General features: G+C 66.8%; 21 protein-coding genes. 20 read left to right on the forward strand and 1 reads right to left on the reverse strand.

Annotation, left to right across the window (positions count from 1 at the left end):
• The 11 genes from ACIBHX_RS02010 to ACIBHX_RS02060 all read left to right on the forward strand — a co-directional run bounded on the left by ACIBHX_RS02010 (position 1) and on the right by ACIBHX_RS02060 (position 5,570).
• Positions 1-1,329 (forward strand): hypothetical protein, encoded by a 1,329-nt coding sequence (locus tag ACIBHX_RS02010; protein WP_397063328.1) that lies wholly within the window; start codon positions 1-3, stop codon positions 1,327-1,329.
• 55 nt (positions 1,330-1,384) lie between these two features.
• A complete protein-coding gene (locus ACIBHX_RS02015; protein WP_397063330.1) occupies positions 1,385-1,735 on the forward strand; it encodes a hypothetical protein in 351 nt (116 codons plus the stop codon).
• A gap of 12 nt (positions 1,736-1,747) precedes the next feature.
• Positions 1,748-2,374 carry a hypothetical protein gene (locus tag ACIBHX_RS02020; RefSeq protein WP_397063332.1) on the forward strand — a complete coding sequence of 209 codons (627 nt, stop codon included), beginning with the start codon at positions 1,748-1,750 and terminating at the stop codon, positions 2,372-2,374.
• On the forward strand, positions 2,371-2,763 hold the full coding sequence (locus ACIBHX_RS02025) for a DUF6093 family protein (RefSeq protein WP_397063333.1): 393 nt from the start codon (positions 2,371-2,373) through the stop codon (positions 2,761-2,763). Before ACIBHX_RS02020 ends, ACIBHX_RS02025 begins: the two co-directional genes overlap by 4 nt.
• Complete coding sequence (locus ACIBHX_RS02030) at positions 2,763-3,149, forward strand: hypothetical protein (RefSeq protein WP_397063335.1); 387 nt, start codon at positions 2,763-2,765, stop codon at positions 3,147-3,149. The genes ACIBHX_RS02025 and ACIBHX_RS02030 overlap by 1 nt, the downstream gene beginning before the upstream one ends.
• Positions 3,146-3,547 (forward strand): hypothetical protein, encoded by a 402-nt coding sequence (locus tag ACIBHX_RS02035; RefSeq protein WP_397063337.1) that lies wholly within the window; start codon positions 3,146-3,148, stop codon positions 3,545-3,547. Before ACIBHX_RS02030 ends, ACIBHX_RS02035 begins: the two co-directional genes overlap by 4 nt.
• Positions 3,548-3,622: 75 nt before the next feature.
• Positions 3,623-3,952: a hypothetical protein gene (locus tag ACIBHX_RS02040; protein WP_397063339.1), complete on the forward strand. Its 330-nt coding sequence runs from the start codon at positions 3,623-3,625 to the stop codon at positions 3,950-3,952.
• 5 nt (positions 3,953-3,957) lie between these two features.
• A complete protein-coding gene (locus ACIBHX_RS02045; RefSeq protein WP_397063341.1) occupies positions 3,958-4,167 on the forward strand; it encodes a hypothetical protein in 210 nt (69 codons plus the stop codon).
• Between the two features lie 7 nt (positions 4,168-4,174).
• Positions 4,175-4,660, forward strand: a complete 486-nt coding sequence (locus ACIBHX_RS02050) for a hypothetical protein (RefSeq protein ID WP_397063343.1) — start codon at positions 4,175-4,177, stop codon at positions 4,658-4,660.
• Positions 4,657-5,199, forward strand: a complete 543-nt coding sequence (locus ACIBHX_RS02055; RefSeq protein ID WP_397063345.1) for a hypothetical protein — start codon at positions 4,657-4,659, stop codon at positions 5,197-5,199. Before ACIBHX_RS02050 ends, ACIBHX_RS02055 begins: the two co-directional genes overlap by 4 nt.
• Before the next feature lie 107 nt (positions 5,200-5,306).
• Positions 5,307-5,570: a hypothetical protein gene (locus ACIBHX_RS02060; RefSeq protein WP_397063346.1), complete on the forward strand. Its 264-nt coding sequence runs from the start codon at positions 5,307-5,309 to the stop codon at positions 5,568-5,570.
• Here ACIBHX_RS02060 and ACIBHX_RS02065 read toward each other — a convergent pair.
• Positions 5,567-6,136, reverse strand: a complete 570-nt coding sequence (locus tag ACIBHX_RS02065) for a hypothetical protein (protein WP_397063348.1) — start codon at positions 6,134-6,136, stop codon at positions 5,567-5,569. The genes ACIBHX_RS02060 and ACIBHX_RS02065 overlap by 4 nt on opposite strands.
• 113 nt (positions 6,137-6,249) lie before the next feature.
• Between ACIBHX_RS02065 and ACIBHX_RS02070 the strand changes: the two genes are divergently transcribed.
• The 9 genes from ACIBHX_RS02070 (at position 6,250) to ACIBHX_RS02110 (ending at position 14,861) form a co-directional block, all read left to right on the forward strand.
• Entirely contained in the window at positions 6,250-9,096 is a 2,847-nt protein-coding gene (locus ACIBHX_RS02070) for a coiled-coil domain-containing protein (RefSeq protein WP_397063350.1), read from the forward strand.
• A gap of 39 nt (positions 9,097-9,135) precedes the next feature.
• The gene (locus ACIBHX_RS02075) at positions 9,136-9,387 is read left to right on the forward strand and encodes a hypothetical protein (RefSeq protein ID WP_397063351.1); all 252 of its coding nucleotides are present in this window, start codon (positions 9,136-9,138) and stop codon (positions 9,385-9,387) included.
• 11 nt (positions 9,388-9,398) lie between these two features.
• The gene (locus ACIBHX_RS02080; protein WP_397063352.1) at positions 9,399-9,866 is read left to right on the forward strand and encodes a hypothetical protein; all 468 of its coding nucleotides are present in this window, start codon (positions 9,399-9,401) and stop codon (positions 9,864-9,866) included.
• 138 nt (positions 9,867-10,004) lie between these two features.
• Positions 10,005-10,397 carry a hypothetical protein gene (locus tag ACIBHX_RS02085; RefSeq protein WP_397063354.1) on the forward strand — a complete coding sequence of 131 codons (393 nt, stop codon included), beginning with the start codon at positions 10,005-10,007 and terminating at the stop codon, positions 10,395-10,397.
• Entirely contained in the window at positions 10,398-11,096 is a 699-nt protein-coding gene (locus ACIBHX_RS02090; protein WP_397063355.1) for a hypothetical protein, read from the forward strand. It abuts the gene before it with no gap.
• Positions 11,097-11,108: 12 nt separating this feature from the next.
• Positions 11,109-12,185 carry a phage distal tail protein gene (locus ACIBHX_RS02095; protein WP_397063357.1) on the forward strand — a complete coding sequence of 359 codons (1,077 nt, stop codon included), beginning with the start codon at positions 11,109-11,111 and terminating at the stop codon, positions 12,183-12,185.
• A 36-nt stretch (positions 12,186-12,221) separates the two neighbouring features.
• On the forward strand, positions 12,222-14,048 hold the full coding sequence (locus tag ACIBHX_RS02100; protein ID WP_397063359.1) for a hypothetical protein: 1,827 nt from the start codon (positions 12,222-12,224) through the stop codon (positions 14,046-14,048).
• Positions 14,041-14,457 (forward strand): hypothetical protein, encoded by a 417-nt coding sequence (locus ACIBHX_RS02105; protein WP_397063361.1) that lies wholly within the window; start codon positions 14,041-14,043, stop codon positions 14,455-14,457. Before ACIBHX_RS02100 ends, ACIBHX_RS02105 begins: the two co-directional genes overlap by 8 nt.
• Before the next feature lie 83 nt (positions 14,458-14,540).
• On the forward strand, positions 14,541-14,861 hold the full coding sequence (locus ACIBHX_RS02110) for a hypothetical protein (protein WP_397063363.1): 321 nt from the start codon (positions 14,541-14,543) through the stop codon (positions 14,859-14,861).
• Positions 14,862-15,248 lie beyond the last annotated feature (387 nt).

Below are 15,248 nucleotides of genomic sequence, written 5' to 3' on the forward strand. Positions count from 1 at the left end.
ATGACCACGCAGACCGCCCGCCCGCGGGCCTGGTTCGACCTCGGCCGCCATGACGTGCGGTCACACGTGCCCGCCGGAATCATGGCGATGCTGCAGAACGGCCTGCTCGACAGGGTGTTCCGCGAGGCGCTGATCCCCGAGTTCCTGTTCCCGATGATCGCTGACGTCGAGCCGTGGATGGCCAACGTCGGCGACACCAAGACCTTCACCCGCAAGGGCCTGCTCGCTCCCGCGACCACTGCGATCACCGGCTCGGACGTGTCCGCCGCGACGTACGGCATCGAGCAGTGGTCCGTCACCATGGACCAGTTCGGCAACTCCGTCGACACGAACATGCTGTACTCGGCGATGGCGCTGGCCAGCAAGTACGTGGCCGACGTGCAGACGCTCGGCGTCAATGCTGGCCAGTCGATCAACCAGGTCTCCCGCAACAAGCTGTACAAGGCGTACGCGGGTGGCCGCACCTGGGCCACGGCTGCGGCAGGGTCGGACACGAGCATCGTGGTGCAGTCCACGGACGGCTTCGAGACGGTGCTGGTCAACGGCGTCCCCACCCCCGTTTCTGGCGCCAACCCGCTGACCGTGACGATTGGCGCGGCCGGTTCCGGCACCGGCACCACCAACACGGTGACCGGCGTCAACACCTCCACCAAGACCCTGACGCTCGGCACCGCCCGAGCCGATGTCGTGGGCGACTGGGTGGTCGCGGCGAACGCGCCGTTCAGCGTCCGGCCGAACGCCAAGATGTCGGCGTTCGACCTGGCCGCCTCCAACGACGGCGCCACGTTCAAGCTCTTCCGCGCCGCGGTCGCAAGGTTGCGCAAGATGAACGTGCCGACCCTGAGCGGCTACTACGTCGCCCACATCGACCCGGACACCGAGGCGCAGCTGTTCGACGACAGCGACTTCAAGCAGGCGCTGCAGGGCCGAGTCGACTCGCCGATCTTCCGCGACCTGTCGATCGGACGGTTCGGCGGCATCGACTGGGTCCGCAACAACGAGACGCCGACCCTGCTGGGCGGCTCTGCGGGCACGCTGAACGTGCACCGGCCCATCGTGATCGGCGGCAACGCCCTGGTGGCGGCCCCGTTCGAGAACATGGGTTCCCTCATCGCAGGGACCGGCGTCGAGGACGTGCCCGAGATCTCCATGATCAACGCTGCGGCGGGTGTAGACGTCGCCCTGATCGTCCGGCCGCCGCAGGACCGCCTCCAGCAGGTTCTGGCCACCTCGTGGAGCTGGGTCGGCGACTACGGCGTCCCGTCCGACAGCCTCACCGGAGACGCCGCCCTGTTCAAGCGCGGCGTCATCGTCGAGCACGTCGCCTGATAGGCCGTGAGGACGGGCCCGCGATGGGCCCGTCCTGTCCCGGAGGGAAATCACAATGACGGTCGTCGCTACGGCAGACTTCACGACCTATCTGGGCATGGTGTGCTTCAGCTTCAAGCAGGGACAGGAGATCGACGGGGCGCTCGCCGATCAGCTCGTGGCGCAGGACGCCCCGGTGCGCCCTCTCACCGCCGCGTCCGACCCGGGCACTGGCAGCGAGCCGGAACAGACCGACCCGGAAGGCGAGCAGGGCGAGGTCCTGAATATCGAGGGGACCGCCAAACAGGTCCTGGCCTGGGTCGGCGACGACCCCGAACGGGCACGGCAGGCCGCCGAAGCTGAGGCTGCACGAGGCAAGCCCCGCAGCACGCTCCTGGCCCGCCTGGACGAGATCATCAACACGTGAGCGGAGGCAATCATGTCCCTGCCTCCGCTCGCCACAACCGCTGACCTCGAGGCATACCTCGGCCGGACGCTCCCTGGAGCCCAAGCTGAGGTGGCCATCCGGCGGGCATCGGCCCGGGTGCGCGCCTACACCCGGCAAACCCTGTCGTTCGTCGCTGACGACACGATCGACATGCCTGGCGGGGACCGCGTCCTCAACGTGCCGCAGCGGCCACTGGTCGTCGACCAGACGCACCCGCTGACCGTGGTCGAACTGGGCGACTTCGGCGCCCCAGACCTGCCCATGGTCGAAGGCTCCGACTACCTCCGGATCGGCAACCAGCTCACCCGCGGCCACCCCTTCTACGTGCGGACCCGCGTCACCGGCTGGCCATGGAGCCGCGTCCTGGGCGTGTGGGCGCCCCGCGTCCGCCTCACCTACAGCCACGGCTACCAGGTGATCCCGGACGACATCGTGGATGTAGTGCTGGAACTGGCTAGCGTCAACGTCACCAACGTGGACGGGCTCCGCTCGGAGTCGATCGACGACTACTCGCGGACGTTCGCCACCGAGACAGTCGGCGGCGCCTCCATGACCCGAGATCACAAGGACGCCTTGCGCACCTATCGGACCGGGGCGTTCTCGGTGATGCAGGCGTGAGCGTCGAAAGCGTCCTGGCCGCCGGCCGTACCGCGGCGCTCCAGCTCATGCGGGACACCTGCACGGTAGAGCGCAAGGACGGCGACCCGGTGCTCGACAACGACACGGGCCAGCTCGTGCAGCCGTGGACCACGATCTACACCGGCAGATGCCGTGTGAAGCCCCGCTCCTCCTCGGAGACGGAGTGGGGCGAACGTGAGGTGACGCTGGGCCAGTACGTGGCTGTGCTGCCCTGGGACGCCTCTGGGCAGGTGAAACGCGAGGATCGGTTGCGGGTGACCGTCTCGGATGATTCCTGGCTGGTGGGGCGCAACCTCGAGGTGATCGGCATCAGCCTCGCCGGTACGGCAACCGCTAGGCGGCTGCTTGTCGAGGACAAGGAGGGCTGATGTCGTTCGATCTCGACGCCAGCGAACTCCTCGACATCGTCCGCTACCTGGACAACGCCGAGCACGAGGCAGCACGCAAGACCTACCCCATCGTGAAGAAGCACGCGGAACAGCTGCGGGATCAGTGGCGTGAGAACGCCACGGAGACTGCGAGGCGTCACGGCAAGCACTACCCGAAGGCGATCACCACGGAGCAGATCCCGACGGCCGAGGAAGTCCTTTGGGAGGTCGGACCCGAGTCCGGGCTGCCGCAGGGCGGGATGGGGCCCGGGTTCGAATACGGCTCGCGGAATCAGCCGCCCCACTGGGACGGCGCGCGGGCCGTGATCAAGCAGGAGCCCAAGTTCATCAAGGACCTGGACGAGATGGTCAGGGAGTTGCTGTGACGCTGCCTTCCCTGGCGCTCGTCAACGGGCTGCTGGCGATGGTCCGCTCGGGCGTCCCGATCACGCTGGCGATCTACTGGGCTCAAGCCCCGCCAGACGCGGCCATGCCGTACGTCGTGTTCTACCCGGACGCGGGGATCAAGAGCTCATTCGAGCGTGACGTGCTCAACAACGCGCCCACCGACCTGCGCTACCAGCTGACCGCGGTCGGCGGCAGCCCGGATCAGGCGGCGTGGGCGCACGACAAGGTCGCCGGCGTCCTGCTGACCGGCGTCCCCACGGTGGCGGGACGCCGGGTGTGGCCCGCCATCCAAGAGGCTTCGCAGCCGGTGCGCCGCGACGACACCTCTGTCGCCACTTGGCTGGCTACCTCGCAATGGCTCAGCCGCTCCGACTGACCTGACCTCTTCCATCTGATCCAGCCCGGCACTCAGCGTGTGCGGGCCCTTTGGCATGCCCCGAGGAGAGTCCGCATGGCCAACATCGATACCTCGCAGGCGATCACCGCTGCCGGGCTGACCCCGTCGTACACGAACGTCGCCGGCGGCGGAGACCGGCTCCTGTACGTCGAAGGCGGCTTCATCCACATCAAGAACGGTGCCGGCGCGTCCACGACCGGGACGATCACCCCGGTCGGCAACACCGCGTACGGCGCCGCCAAGCCCGTCAAGACGTACACGGTCGGCGCCACCAGCGACCTGATGATCCCGATGCTGCCCGACCACGTCGATCCGGCCGACGGGCGGATCCCGCTCGCGTTCTCGCCGACCACGACCGTGTCCGTCGCGATCCTCCGGAAGTAGTACTGATGGCCCGCCTGAAGGTGCGTGACCGCGCCTGCCGCGAGTTCGAGATCGACGAGACGGCCCTCCCGTTCTGGAAGCACCTCGTGGAAGTCGTCGAACACATTCCAGACCCCGGCGAGGAGCCCGAGCTCGCCGAGTCCCAGCCGGAGGAGTCCGGCGACACCAAGACCAGCAAGGCCGCCGCTCGGCCTGCCCGTGAAGTGAAGGAGTAGGCCGAAAATGAAGCGTTTGAGCGACGGGAACACCAAGGCCACGTTCGTACCGACCGTGGCCGTACTTTCGGCGCCCACGGTTGCCGAGCTGACCGCGGTCGGCATCGTTGCGTGTGAGACGGTGATCACTGCGTCCGGCCTGAAGATCAGTATCGACCAGGGCGAGGTGAAGGGCGACACCCTCGCCTCGATCCAGACCTTCACCGGTCCCGGCCGCACCCAGGCCAAGATCGATCTCGAATTCTTCAGGGACGACACCTCGCTCTATGACCGCATGTGGTCCGTCATGACGAACGGCACCCCGGGCTACTTCGTGGTCCGGCGCGGCATCTCCTACGCCACGGCGTACGCGGCAGGACAGAAGGTGGCCATCTACACCGTGACCTGCGGCGAGCCCTCGGAGATCGCGCCTGAGGCCGAAAGCTACGACCGCGCGCAGACCAAGCTCTTCCCCAGCGGGCCGTACCTGCGAGAGGTGACGGTGGCCGCGTGAGCGCAGTCGACGACCTCAAGGCCAAGGTCAGGCGGCCAGAGAAGACCGTCAGCCTGTGCCTCGCAGGAGACCTTCAGGCCGAGTTCGAAGACCTCGAGCGGGAGTTGGCGGCGGCGCGTGATCAGCCCTCGTCCGGCACGCTGGCAGGCGGCAGCGCTGAGGCTGCCGAGATCGCGCGCCGTATCCAGGCGCTGCAGGCCGAGATGCGCGAGCACTCCGAAGTGTTCAAGTTCCGCGGCCTCACCAGGCGCGAGCACTCAGATCTGGTGGCCAGGCATCCGCCCACCGAGGAGCAGCTCGAGCAGAGCCCGAACGTGGACGTCAACTGGGAGACCTACGGGGTGGCGCTGATCGCCGCCTGCTGCGTCTCCCACCCGATGACCGAGGCGGAGGCCGGCGAACTCGTCGACATCCTCACCACCGCGCAGTACAGCGCCCTGTACCAGGCGGCGAGCGCCGTCAACATCCTGGGGCTTGATATCCCAAACTCGTTCACCGCCTCCGCAGTGCTCCAGGGCTCCAAGAGGAACTCGAAGTAGCCGCGGCCTGGGGCGTACCCAGGTCGAAACTGCTGGGGCGGCAACAGAGAGCCGTCACCACCATTCACAGGGATGCTGACACGGGCGAGATCACCCAGATCGAAACGGTGTGGGATGCCGAATGGCTGGAAGAGGACTACGCCTGGGCAGCGGCCTATAGGCGCTGGCTGGCAGGCAAATGCCCAGGCTGCAAGATGGACCTCGTAGAGACGACCGCCATGCAAGATGGCGGGCCAGCCCACACCTACCATGTTCCGACGCCGCGGCGATGCTACGCCTGCGACGCCCGGATCGAGGCGCAGGAAGAAGCCGACAAGAAGGGCTCACTACGCCCTCAGGCGAAGATCTGGCAGATCGAGCAGACGTCTTAGCGGACAGTCCATTCCACCTGCATGGCAGCTTGTGTATCCGAGGCGGGCAGCGTGTACGCGACAGTGGACGGTTTCTTGCCCTTGGGAACCTCGTACGGGATCCATCCGCGAACGCATTGCCCTGCACGCACAGGTCGGTCGCGCGGGTAGAGCGGTACAGAGAAGTGGTCGGCAGACCATGAACTCGGCGGGTCCACGATCGTGCCGTTCTTGTAGGTGAGACTCCAGGGTTCCCAGCCGACCGAAATTCCCTCCTTGGCGCTGATGGTCTTGAAGCATTGGCGGATCTCGATGCCCGCGAACTCGTAGCCGGCGCGGTCGGGCGGGAAGCGCGATGGGAACGGCTGCCGGAATTTCAGGACGGTCATGGTCCCGGTGCTGTCGCTGTCATTAAACGGGTGCTGACTGCCGATCTTTATCAGTGCGGGCTGCTTCTCCGTGGCAACGGTGGGTTCTGCGGTCACCGTGACCGTGGCGGTCTGGGCTGACTGTGGAGCGCCGGAGCCGCTACAGCCAGCGGCCAGAGCGCCAGCGCATCCAAGCGTGGCAAGCTGAACTTTGAGCATGGGGGATTCCCTTCCTGTTGCCGATGGCCCCCGACCTTGCGCGATGATGACACGTTCCAATGGCTCACCAGCCCCATTCGACCCATTTCGTGACCTGACTGGCGGGGGGCCCGATGGCGGATCGCAGTGTTTCGGTCGCGTTGCGAGCCAAAGTCTCCGACTACGTCGCAGGGATGGGGCAGGCCAAGCGCAGCACCGAGGGCCTATCCAGGCAGCTTCTGGAGACTGGCGGCAGCGCGGATGAGATGCGCAGGCGGCTCGAGGCGGCGTCGAAGCGACTCCCGAAAATCAAGATCGATGCGGACTCCTCCGCGGCCGACATTCGGATGGCGCAGCTACGCAAGGAGCTGGAGTCGCTGTCGTCGAAGCGGATCGGCATCGACATCAGCGCCGAGGAGGCTTTGGCGCGCACGGCTGAGGTGGCGAAGGCGCTCGAAGAGCTGGGCCACATGGAGGCCGACCCGCTGGTGCGGGCTGATGTGAAGCTGGCGATGGCCGAACTGAAGGCGATCGACGCCGAGCTGAGCAAGATTGACGGCCAGACCGCGAAGGCCAAGGTGGATGTCGACACCAAGTCGGCGCTGCCTAAGCTTGCGGACTTCGGCGCCACGGCGGGCGAGTCGTTCGCTGAAAGCCTTTCGAAGACCGCTGGACCCGCCATGCTGACCGGACTGGCCGCCGCGGCGGTGGCGATCGGTCCCGCGATCGGCAGCGTGACAGCGGCGTCGATGGTGACCAGCATCGGCGCAGGCTTGACCACGCTCGGCGTCCAAAGCTTGTTCTTCGTCGAGAAGGTGGACAAGAGCTGGTCGAAAGCCCACCAGAAGCGTGTGGAGGAGGCGAACCGGGAAGCGGAGAAGCTGAAGGAGCAGTTCCGCGTCCTGGGCGTGGACCTGATGCGAGAGATGGCGCAGTCGAGCCGGCCGCTGCTGTCCGTGCTGGATCAGGTGCGCTCGACGGCCCGCGACGTCGGCAAGGATGTGGCGCCGAACCTGGAGCGCGGGTTCAGCCTGGCCCGTGTCCCACTGGAGCAGTTCGTACGTGACCTGGGCCGCGGGCTGAAGGACCTGGGTGACTCGATCCCGTCGCTGATGGGCGGGTTCAGCGACATCGTCGGGCAGATCGACATCAAGGGCTTCTTGAAGGAGCTTGGGAGCGCCTTTTCGGAGCTGGGGCGGACGATCAGTGAGAACCGGACCGCGATCGGCGCCGTCTTGAACGGCCTGCTGGCGGCTATCCCGCTGGCGATCAACGGGTTGTCGAAGGTGGTCGCGTTCTTCGGCACGATGGTTACGGCGACGCTGCGGGCTGGTGCCACCATCGCTGCGGGCATGTCCGGGGTGACGAACGCGATCACCGGCATCGGTATCCGGGTCCTGGAGGTGGTCCGCAACATCGGCCAGGCGATGCAGAACGTGCCCGGCGCGGAGGAGCTCGGCAAGCGGATCGTCGCCGGCGCGAACGCCGGGATCGACAAGCTGACCGAGCTCAAGAACAAGGCGGACGAGACGTCGCGGTCGCTGAAGCTGAAGGCCGACATCGCCGACATTCAGCAGAAGCTCGACAAGGCGATGACGCTGCTCGACGACCCGAACCTGACCAAGGAACGGCGTTCGCAGATCACGTCCGAGATCACGAAGCTCCTCCAGGCGAAGGGCGAGGCGCTGCGTCAGCTCGGCGACCCGGCGCTGATCAAGGAATACCGGTCGTCGATCACCACGGACATCGCGGCCCTCCAGTCCCGGCTAGCCGACGCCAAGAAGGAGCTGAAGGACCCGGACCTCACCAAGGAGCGCAAGTCCAGGCTGAACGCGGAGATATCCCAACTCAAGGCGCAAGTCGAGTTGGCCAAGGCGGCGCTCGCGTCGGTGAAGGACAAGACAGTCACTCTCACGATCGAGCAGCGGATCACCCAGAACAACCGGACGAGCGAGCAGCGCAACCGGGCAGCCGGCGCGATCGACCGGTATGCGGCAGGCGGGATCACCGCCTACGCTGCGGGCGGCCTGCGTCCTCAGCCTCCTGCGCTGGTGTCGAAGCCGACGGTCCTGTACGGCGAAGGCAGCAGCGGCACCGGCGCGACAGAGGCGTTTATCCCGTATGAGCAGCAGTTCAGGCCGAGGGCGATCCAGTTGCTCGGCCAGGTCGCGGCCGACTTTGGACTCGAGGTGTACTCGCCGCAGGCAGCGCTAAAGGTCGACAAGGTGACCTCCGTGCTCGATCAGACGCGGTACGGCGTGGCCAGTGGCTTGACGTCGGCCACGTCCGCGCTGACGCAGACGCTCGGCCAGTCGGGCAGCCTCACACAGGTGGTCGCGAACGTCGGCGACGTAGGCAAGGCCATGACGGCGGGCTGGGTTGAGGGCAGCAACGAGCTCGGCCAGACGGTCACCTCGATGTCAGACACGGTGTCGACGTCGATCGACGACCTGTCCGGCTCCGTCTCAGATCTGGCGAATGCGGTGGTCGCTGCTAATAGCGCCACGTCCGGGTCAGGACGTGGCTCTCAGGGTGAACAGGCGGTTCCGTCGCCGCGCTCTTCCTCGACGAAGTCCAAGGGCAAGGCCGGGTCGACGAGCTCGAGTAAGGGCACGGGCAGGGCCAGCCAGGGCGAGCGGGCGGTACCGCCTCCGCCTAAGGCGGCAATCGAGAAGCCGATCGTCGTCTCAGCGGACAGGGTCGGCTCGCTGTACGGCAGCGACGGCAGCTACGTCACCGCGTCGGCTCCGCAGACTGGCGGGCTGGTCAACTCCTCGCGGGTGTCGGCTCCTGTGATGGGTGGCAGCAGCTACCCGGGCATGTCGGGCGGGTCGCCGGGCGGCGGGAGTGGCGGCGGTGGGGCTGCGGCACCCACGGTGATCAACAAGTCGGTCAACTTCAACGGGACAACGGTCCGGGAAACCGCCGACGCGCAGGTGATGTTCGCGCAGGCCGGCATGTTCCTCAACAGTCGCGGCTGAGCCCGCCTTTCAACACACGGATGGGAGGCGGGCTTCGCCATGCCATGGGATCCGAATAGCGATCAGACGTTCGGCGAGTGGATGCGCGGCGGCGAACCGCTAGGCCAGGGCCGTACGGCAGACGTGGTGGTCGGCGAGCGGACCTGGGCCACCCGCGACCAGGTCGACGAGGGCCACACGCGTGAAGGCGGCCGATACAAGACGACCACTGACCAGGCGGGCCACCAGGTCTCCCAGGAGACCACGTCGGATGGCCGTGAGCGGCAGCACGTACGCATCAACCTCAGATAGGAGCCGCTCGCATGGCTATCACCCAGGATGGGTGGTTCAACGACACGATGGTGAAGGCGTTGTCGAACACCATCGCTTTGGACCTGTCGAACACGACGTCTGGCACCTACAAGGGCGCACTCTTCCAGTCAGCGCTGACGCCGGACTTCTCCGCCACCAACCCCGCCTACGGCAGCGCGCCCTACAACGCCAACGAGGCATCCGGGCCGGGCTACAGCTCGGGCGGCCTGAACATGACCGTGACCGGGTTCGGCGAACTCGGCACCGCAGCCAACAAGATCGGATGGAAGTTCTCCACCCTGCTGTGGACGTCGGCCACCATCTCGGCTGCCGGGCTGCTCGTCTACATCCCCGGCATGTCGAACAAGGCCGTCCTGCTGCGCTGGTTCACCCAGACGTACCAAGCACAGGACGGCGACTTTTCGATCGCCTTCCACACGGACGGCATCTGGCGCAATCTGAACCGCGCTGCTGCCTGACCACTTTTCGACCTTCGACCCCGCCAGCGCGCGGGGTTTTCGCACGTGAGGAGGCCGATAGTGGCCAAGGCTGGATACACGATTGTGACGGGCGGCGCGGTCGCTCTCACTGCATCGACGGCAAAGAGCGTGCTCGGAGTGCGCGGGGCAAGCGACTTCGGCATCGACCTGAAGAAGATCTGGTGGGGCTTCACCGGCGTGGCCGCGACCGAGGCGCCCGTGGTGTGCGAGCTGTGCTATTGCACGTTCGGCGCGAACGCCCCCGGCACTAATAGTTCCTCGGTGACGCCCGCCCAGGTGTACGGCAGGGTGATCAGCCATGGCGTGACGGCGGCGAAGACGTGGACGACGGAGCCGACCACGATCACGGTGCTGGGCGAGGTCCCGCTCACGCCTAACGGCGGCACGCTGCTGTATGACTCGCCGCTCGGGGACACCCCTGATTCGGCCCCGAACGAGGGGTTCGTCCTCCGGTTCACCGCTGCCGCGTCTGTGAGCGTGCGGGCCACGATGTGGTGGGAGCGGCTTTAGATGCCCGCTTCCGTCCGGGCTGTCTCGACTGCTACCCCGTCGACAGGCTCGTCGAGCGCGAACAAGCCGTCTGGGACGCTGCAGGGCGACATTCTGCTCGCGTTCCACAGCGTGGACGACGGCGCCCTGACCGACATGGGCACTCCGACGGGCGGCGCCACCTGGCTGTCGCTGGCCACACGCCAGGCCGGCACCGGCTACGACAACAAAACCAAGGTGTGGTGGAAGGTCGCCGGAGCGTCCGAACCCAGCACTTACACGTTCACGCAGAACTCCTCCGGTGACGGCTGTATCGCGATCGCCTGCGTGATGGACGCGGACACAGCGGTGACGCCGGTGGTGGCGCAGACCGGCAACGACACGGCCTCTACGACGGTGCCGACGCCGGGCATCACACCGACCCGCAGTGATGACCTGGAGTTGAGGTGGGCGTCGGGTAACCCGGACGCCACCGCGACGTCGTGGACGTCCCCGGCGGGGTACACGGAAGTGGCCGACGTGACGGGCGGAAACCAGACGGGCAGCCTCGCCTACAAGCAGCTCACGTCGAACGCGGCCACCGGCAGCCTCAACTTCACGGCCACGATCTCGCTGCAGTTCCGGCAAGGGTTCACTGTCGCGGTCGCGTCCATCCTGGTGCCTGTTGTGCATCGCCCTGTCTACGGCACGACTGCCGTCCACCGCGCCGCCAACTGGTAGAGGAGGTGGCGGGTGGCTCGTGCAGGCCGCGGCATCCCGAACCGGCCGAGAGTCCTGAAGGGCCGGTTCACCCTTCAGGTGAATCAGACGCTCGCCCCGTTCGAAACGATCAGCGAGTGGCCGACGATCACGGTCACCACGCCGAACGCCAACATCTTCCTGCCGATCTTCGAGACGACGTCCGAATGGCCTGCGCTGACGCTGGCCTTCGATCAGAACCTCACGCTGCCAGTCTTCGAGACCGTCTCGGAATGGCCGGACCTGACGGTCACCACGCCGGTCGTGCCCGGGGCGCAGATCACCAAGCCGGGGCAGGTGGAGTGGAACTTCACCCTGTGGGGTGAAGGCACCGATGTTGACGTGCTGATCCCAGTTGAGGGATGGCGGGACCTGCCGCAGGTCGACAACCTGAACGTCCCTCGTCCGGCGCAGCACGGCGCGTGGGACGGCAGGAAGCTCGCTCAGCAGCGGATCGTGACGTTGAGGTTGCAGCCGAACTCGGCGTCCGATCCGACGTTGATCGATGACCTGCTGGCGCAGATCGACGCGGTTACCGGCTTGCCTGACGATGACACGCCGCTGCCGCTGGTGATCCGCGGCTACGGAGATCCGCACCTCGCCTACGGGCAGGTGATCGGGCGGACACCGCCGATGGATGGCGACTACAACGTGGGCCTGCCCACGGTGACGGTGTTGATCGCTTGCGCGGATCCGCGGCGTTACAACGTGCAGCGCACGGGTGTGGTTTTGCCGGTCGGGGTGCAGGTGGCGCTCGGCAACGCCGGGAACGCCTCGACGCATCCGACGATCCGTGTGGACGGCCCGGCCACTAACCCGACGGTCGCCAACGCGGCCACAGGCAGGTCATTGTCGTTCGCGTTGACCCTGACGACAGGCCAGCAACTGGTGATCGACGCGTTCAACGGCAACGCCACCGTCGACGGGGACAGCGTCATGTCCACCCTGACCGGCACCAGTTCGCCGGTGTTCGACTTCACGCTGCAACCGGGCTCGAACCCGGTCACTTACACGGCCACATCGGGCGGCGGAAACAACGCGACGATCCTCTATCGCGACGCGTGGATCTGACCCTTTCGGCCTGCTGACACACCTTGGAGGTGATCGGTGGGCGCCCAGGTCAGGTCTTTCACCGTCGCCTCCGCCCACAGCGATCCGATCGTTATCGCCCGCCCGGTCGGCGTCCAATCCGGCGATGTGCTGGTAGCCGTCTACTTCGGCGACATCGGCGTCACGGGGGTGACAGCGTCCGGCTGGTCCGTCGTCGGCTCCAAGACCTCCGAAGATCTGAACTGCCGGGTGCTGCGCAAGACAGCGACCGGCGGCGAACCCACCACCTACACCTTCGGCCAGCCGGTCAACTCCGACGGCACCCTGCACCTGATCGCGGTCAAGGACGCCGACACCGCCACGGCGCCGAAAGCGGCGTTCCTGATCGGGTCCGGCGAGACGGTGGTGACGCCGTCGCTGATCCCGGCGTCGGAGTCGACGCTGGAGATCCGCGCCGCGGGCCTGTCCCCGTTCCCCGGGACGTTGACTCTGTCGGCTCCTGCTGGGTATGCGCTGCGCGGGCAGACGACCGCCCCGTCCGGGTTCATGACGTCCGCGGCGGCCTCCCGCACCATCACCAGTTCGACGGCGACCGGGGAGAAAGGGTTCGGGTTCGTCCCGTCCGCTACCAGGTTCGGGCTTGGCGTCACCATCTCGATCGCGTCCGCGACGGGCGGCAGTGTGGAGCCTCCGCCGCCGCTCACGCCCGGCCGCGGCACCAGCCTGTACCGGTACGTGCTGAGGCGTTGGGACGGCACCTACCTGGACGACGTGGAACTGTCCGGGGTGCGGTTCGACAAGAGGATCGGCCAGCCGGGCACGTTCAGCGCGTCGATCCCGATCCCGAACGCGACCATCGCCAAACGCGTCGCCCGCGTCATTCCGCGTGACCAGGTGGGGACGGGCGGCATCACCGACCTGACCATCGGGCCTGGCGTGGTCACGTGCGAGATCTACCGGGACGGCGTCCCATGGGGTGAGTACTGGATCACCGCCACCCAGATCCAAAGGTCGCGCCGAGCCGTGCCGCAGATCCAGCTGCGTGGGTCGACGATGGACGCCTTCATGCTGCACGTCGAACTCCAGGAAGACCTGGACTATGTGGGCGAGGACCAGATCGACATCGCCCGCGCACTCATCTCCCACATGCAGGACCAGCCGCACGCCAGCCTCAACCTGATCCTGCAATCCGGCACGTCGGGGCAGGTGCGCGACCACTCCTACAAGGCGGATGAGGCTACCTATGGGCAGCGCCTCACCGAGTTGGGTGAGCTGGAGAACGGGTTCGAGTGGACGATCAACGTCGTCGCCGGAGCGCTCGGGCTGGAACGCCACTGGGTGTGGGGATACCCGACCTTGGGCGCCTCGACGGTGCAGCATGTGTTCTCCGACAGTCCGGGCGGCGGCGACATCCTCGAATGGTCGGAGGAAACCGACGCGCTGCGCGGCGCCACCCGGTGGCGGGCCCGCGGCGGCGTACTGCCGTCCACCGCGGCTGACGCCTCGACCGAGAACGTGCCGCTCATGTCCACCCCGCACGAAGCAGATGCACACCTGGCGGCCGGGTGGCCGCGCCTGGACCGGACGCTCACCTACAGCTCGGTGATCGTCCCGGCCACGCTGGAGGACTACGCCGCCTACTGGGCGGCCACCGCGCCAGGTGCTTTGCGCGTCGACTCGGTCACGGTCGCGCTTGGCAGCCAACCGACGTTCACCCCGAACTCGCTCGGCGACAAAGCCCGGCTGTTCTTCAACAACCAGTGGCACCTACCCCACAGCAGAGTGCGGCGCATCATCGGCGTCGGCATCACCCCGACCTCCCGCCAGTCCGGCAAGGAAGAAGCACAACTCATCTTCGAAGGGCTGGAGGTGCCCGGTGGCTGACCGATTCCCCGCCAACGCGCTGGCAGAACTCCGCCAGCTCCGCAATGACGTCGAGGAGCTGAAAGCGTTGCTCCGGCAGCAGCCCGCGCTCACGACCGCGTCGGCGGGCTGGCAGATGCCGAACCGGTCCGCACCACCTACGCCGGCGAGCGGCGGGCATCTGTTCGCCAACTCGAAAGAACCCTTCTGGAAAGACAGCGACGGCACCGTCTACAGCCTCAAGCCATTCGACAAGGCCTCGAACGTGTCCTCGATGACGGCCACGTCCGGGACGGCGAACGACGCTGTCGTGGATGTCGGGATCAGCTACAGCCAGAACACGATCAACGACAACTTCCGTGACGTCGTCGCGAAGCTCAACGCGATCCTTCTCGCATTGAAGAACGCCGGCCACATGTTCGGCCCCTGATACGTGGCCGCGCGCGCGGGCTTGTGCTGTCGCCCTGAGGGAGCGCGAGCGGCCACCCCCAACCAACACCAGCGAGGAGCGACGTGGCCGATGAGCCCACACCTTGGGAACTCCACCGGACCGTGGAAGCCCTCCGACGAACAGTCGAGGCGGGGTTCAACTCCCTGAACTCCCGGCTCGATCGAGTCGTCACTAACGACCTGTTCCAGGCCTATCAGGCGAGCGTTCAGAGGCAGTTCGACGACCACGAACGTGAAATAGCCGCACTGAAAGCGGAGCGCGACGCCGACAAGAGCCAGCGCACCAACGACCGCAAGCTGATTATCACGGCCGTCTTCACCGCGTTCATCGCACCTTTGGTGCTCCTTTTGATCCAGTTGTGGCTGAACAGCAAGGGGTCGTGATGGGCCGCCATAAAGACGACGGGCTAGACCATGACGACCCGAACGAGCAGCCGCGGCGGCCTCGGACCTGGCCGCTGCCTCTGGCGGGCGCCGTGGTGTTCGCGGCGCTGCTCGCGGCTTTGATGATGCAGGTCCAGAGCGTGAAGGACGATCTGAGGGCTGCCGAGGACAACAGTTCGGCACTGGCCGACCAGGTGCGGCAACTCGGCGGTGTTCCTGTGGTCACGCCATCGGCGGGGCCTCGAGGAGAACGAGGCGAGACTGGATCCTCCGGTCCTCCAGGACCGCAAGGACTTCCCGGCCGCGCTGGCGCGCCGGGCAAGCCCGGTACGGCTGGCCCTGCGGGTGTGGCGGGTTCTCCGGGTCCGCCAGGGCCGACTGGTCCTC

It is taken from the genome of Nonomuraea sp. NPDC050536 (assembly GCF_044457685.1).
Lineage (GTDB): Bacteria > Actinomycetota > Actinomycetes > Streptosporangiales > Streptosporangiaceae > Nonomuraea.

What these genes read in the sequence shown, in the direction of transcription:
- ACIBHX_RS02040 (WP_397063339.1), top strand. Translation starts at nt 3,623, where the DNA reads ATGGCCAACATCGATACCTCGCAGGCGATCACCGCTGCCGGGCTGACC.
- ACIBHX_RS02075 (WP_397063351.1), top strand. Translation starts at nt 9,136, where the DNA reads ATGCCATGGGATCCGAATAGCGATCAGACGTTCGGCGAGTGGATGCGC.
- ACIBHX_RS02010 (WP_397063328.1), top strand. Translation starts at nt 1, where the DNA reads ATGACCACGCAGACCGCCCGCCCGCGGGCCTGGTTCGACCTCGGCCGC.
- ACIBHX_RS02020 (WP_397063332.1), top strand. Translation starts at nt 1,748, where the DNA reads ATGTCCCTGCCTCCGCTCGCCACAACCGCTGACCTCGAGGCATACCTC.
- ACIBHX_RS02080 (WP_397063352.1), top strand. Translation starts at nt 9,399, where the DNA reads ATGGCTATCACCCAGGATGGGTGGTTCAACGACACGATGGTGAAGGCG.
- ACIBHX_RS02045 (WP_397063341.1), top strand. Translation starts at nt 3,958, where the DNA reads ATGGCCCGCCTGAAGGTGCGTGACCGCGCCTGCCGCGAGTTCGAGATC.
- ACIBHX_RS02015 (WP_397063330.1), top strand. Translation starts at nt 1,385, where the DNA reads ATGACGGTCGTCGCTACGGCAGACTTCACGACCTATCTGGGCATGGTG.
- ACIBHX_RS02070 (WP_397063350.1), top strand. Translation starts at nt 6,250, where the DNA reads ATGGCGGATCGCAGTGTTTCGGTCGCGTTGCGAGCCAAAGTCTCCGAC.
- ACIBHX_RS02090 (WP_397063355.1), top strand. Translation starts at nt 10,398, where the DNA reads ATGCCCGCTTCCGTCCGGGCTGTCTCGACTGCTACCCCGTCGACAGGC.
- ACIBHX_RS02030 (WP_397063335.1), top strand. Translation starts at nt 2,763, where the DNA reads ATGTCGTTCGATCTCGACGCCAGCGAACTCCTCGACATCGTCCGCTAC.
- ACIBHX_RS02050 (WP_397063343.1), top strand. Translation starts at nt 4,175, where the DNA reads ATGAAGCGTTTGAGCGACGGGAACACCAAGGCCACGTTCGTACCGACC.
- ACIBHX_RS02065 (WP_397063348.1), bottom strand. Translation starts at nt 6,136, where the DNA reads ATGCTCAAAGTTCAGCTTGCCACGCTTGGATGCGCTGGCGCTCTGGCC.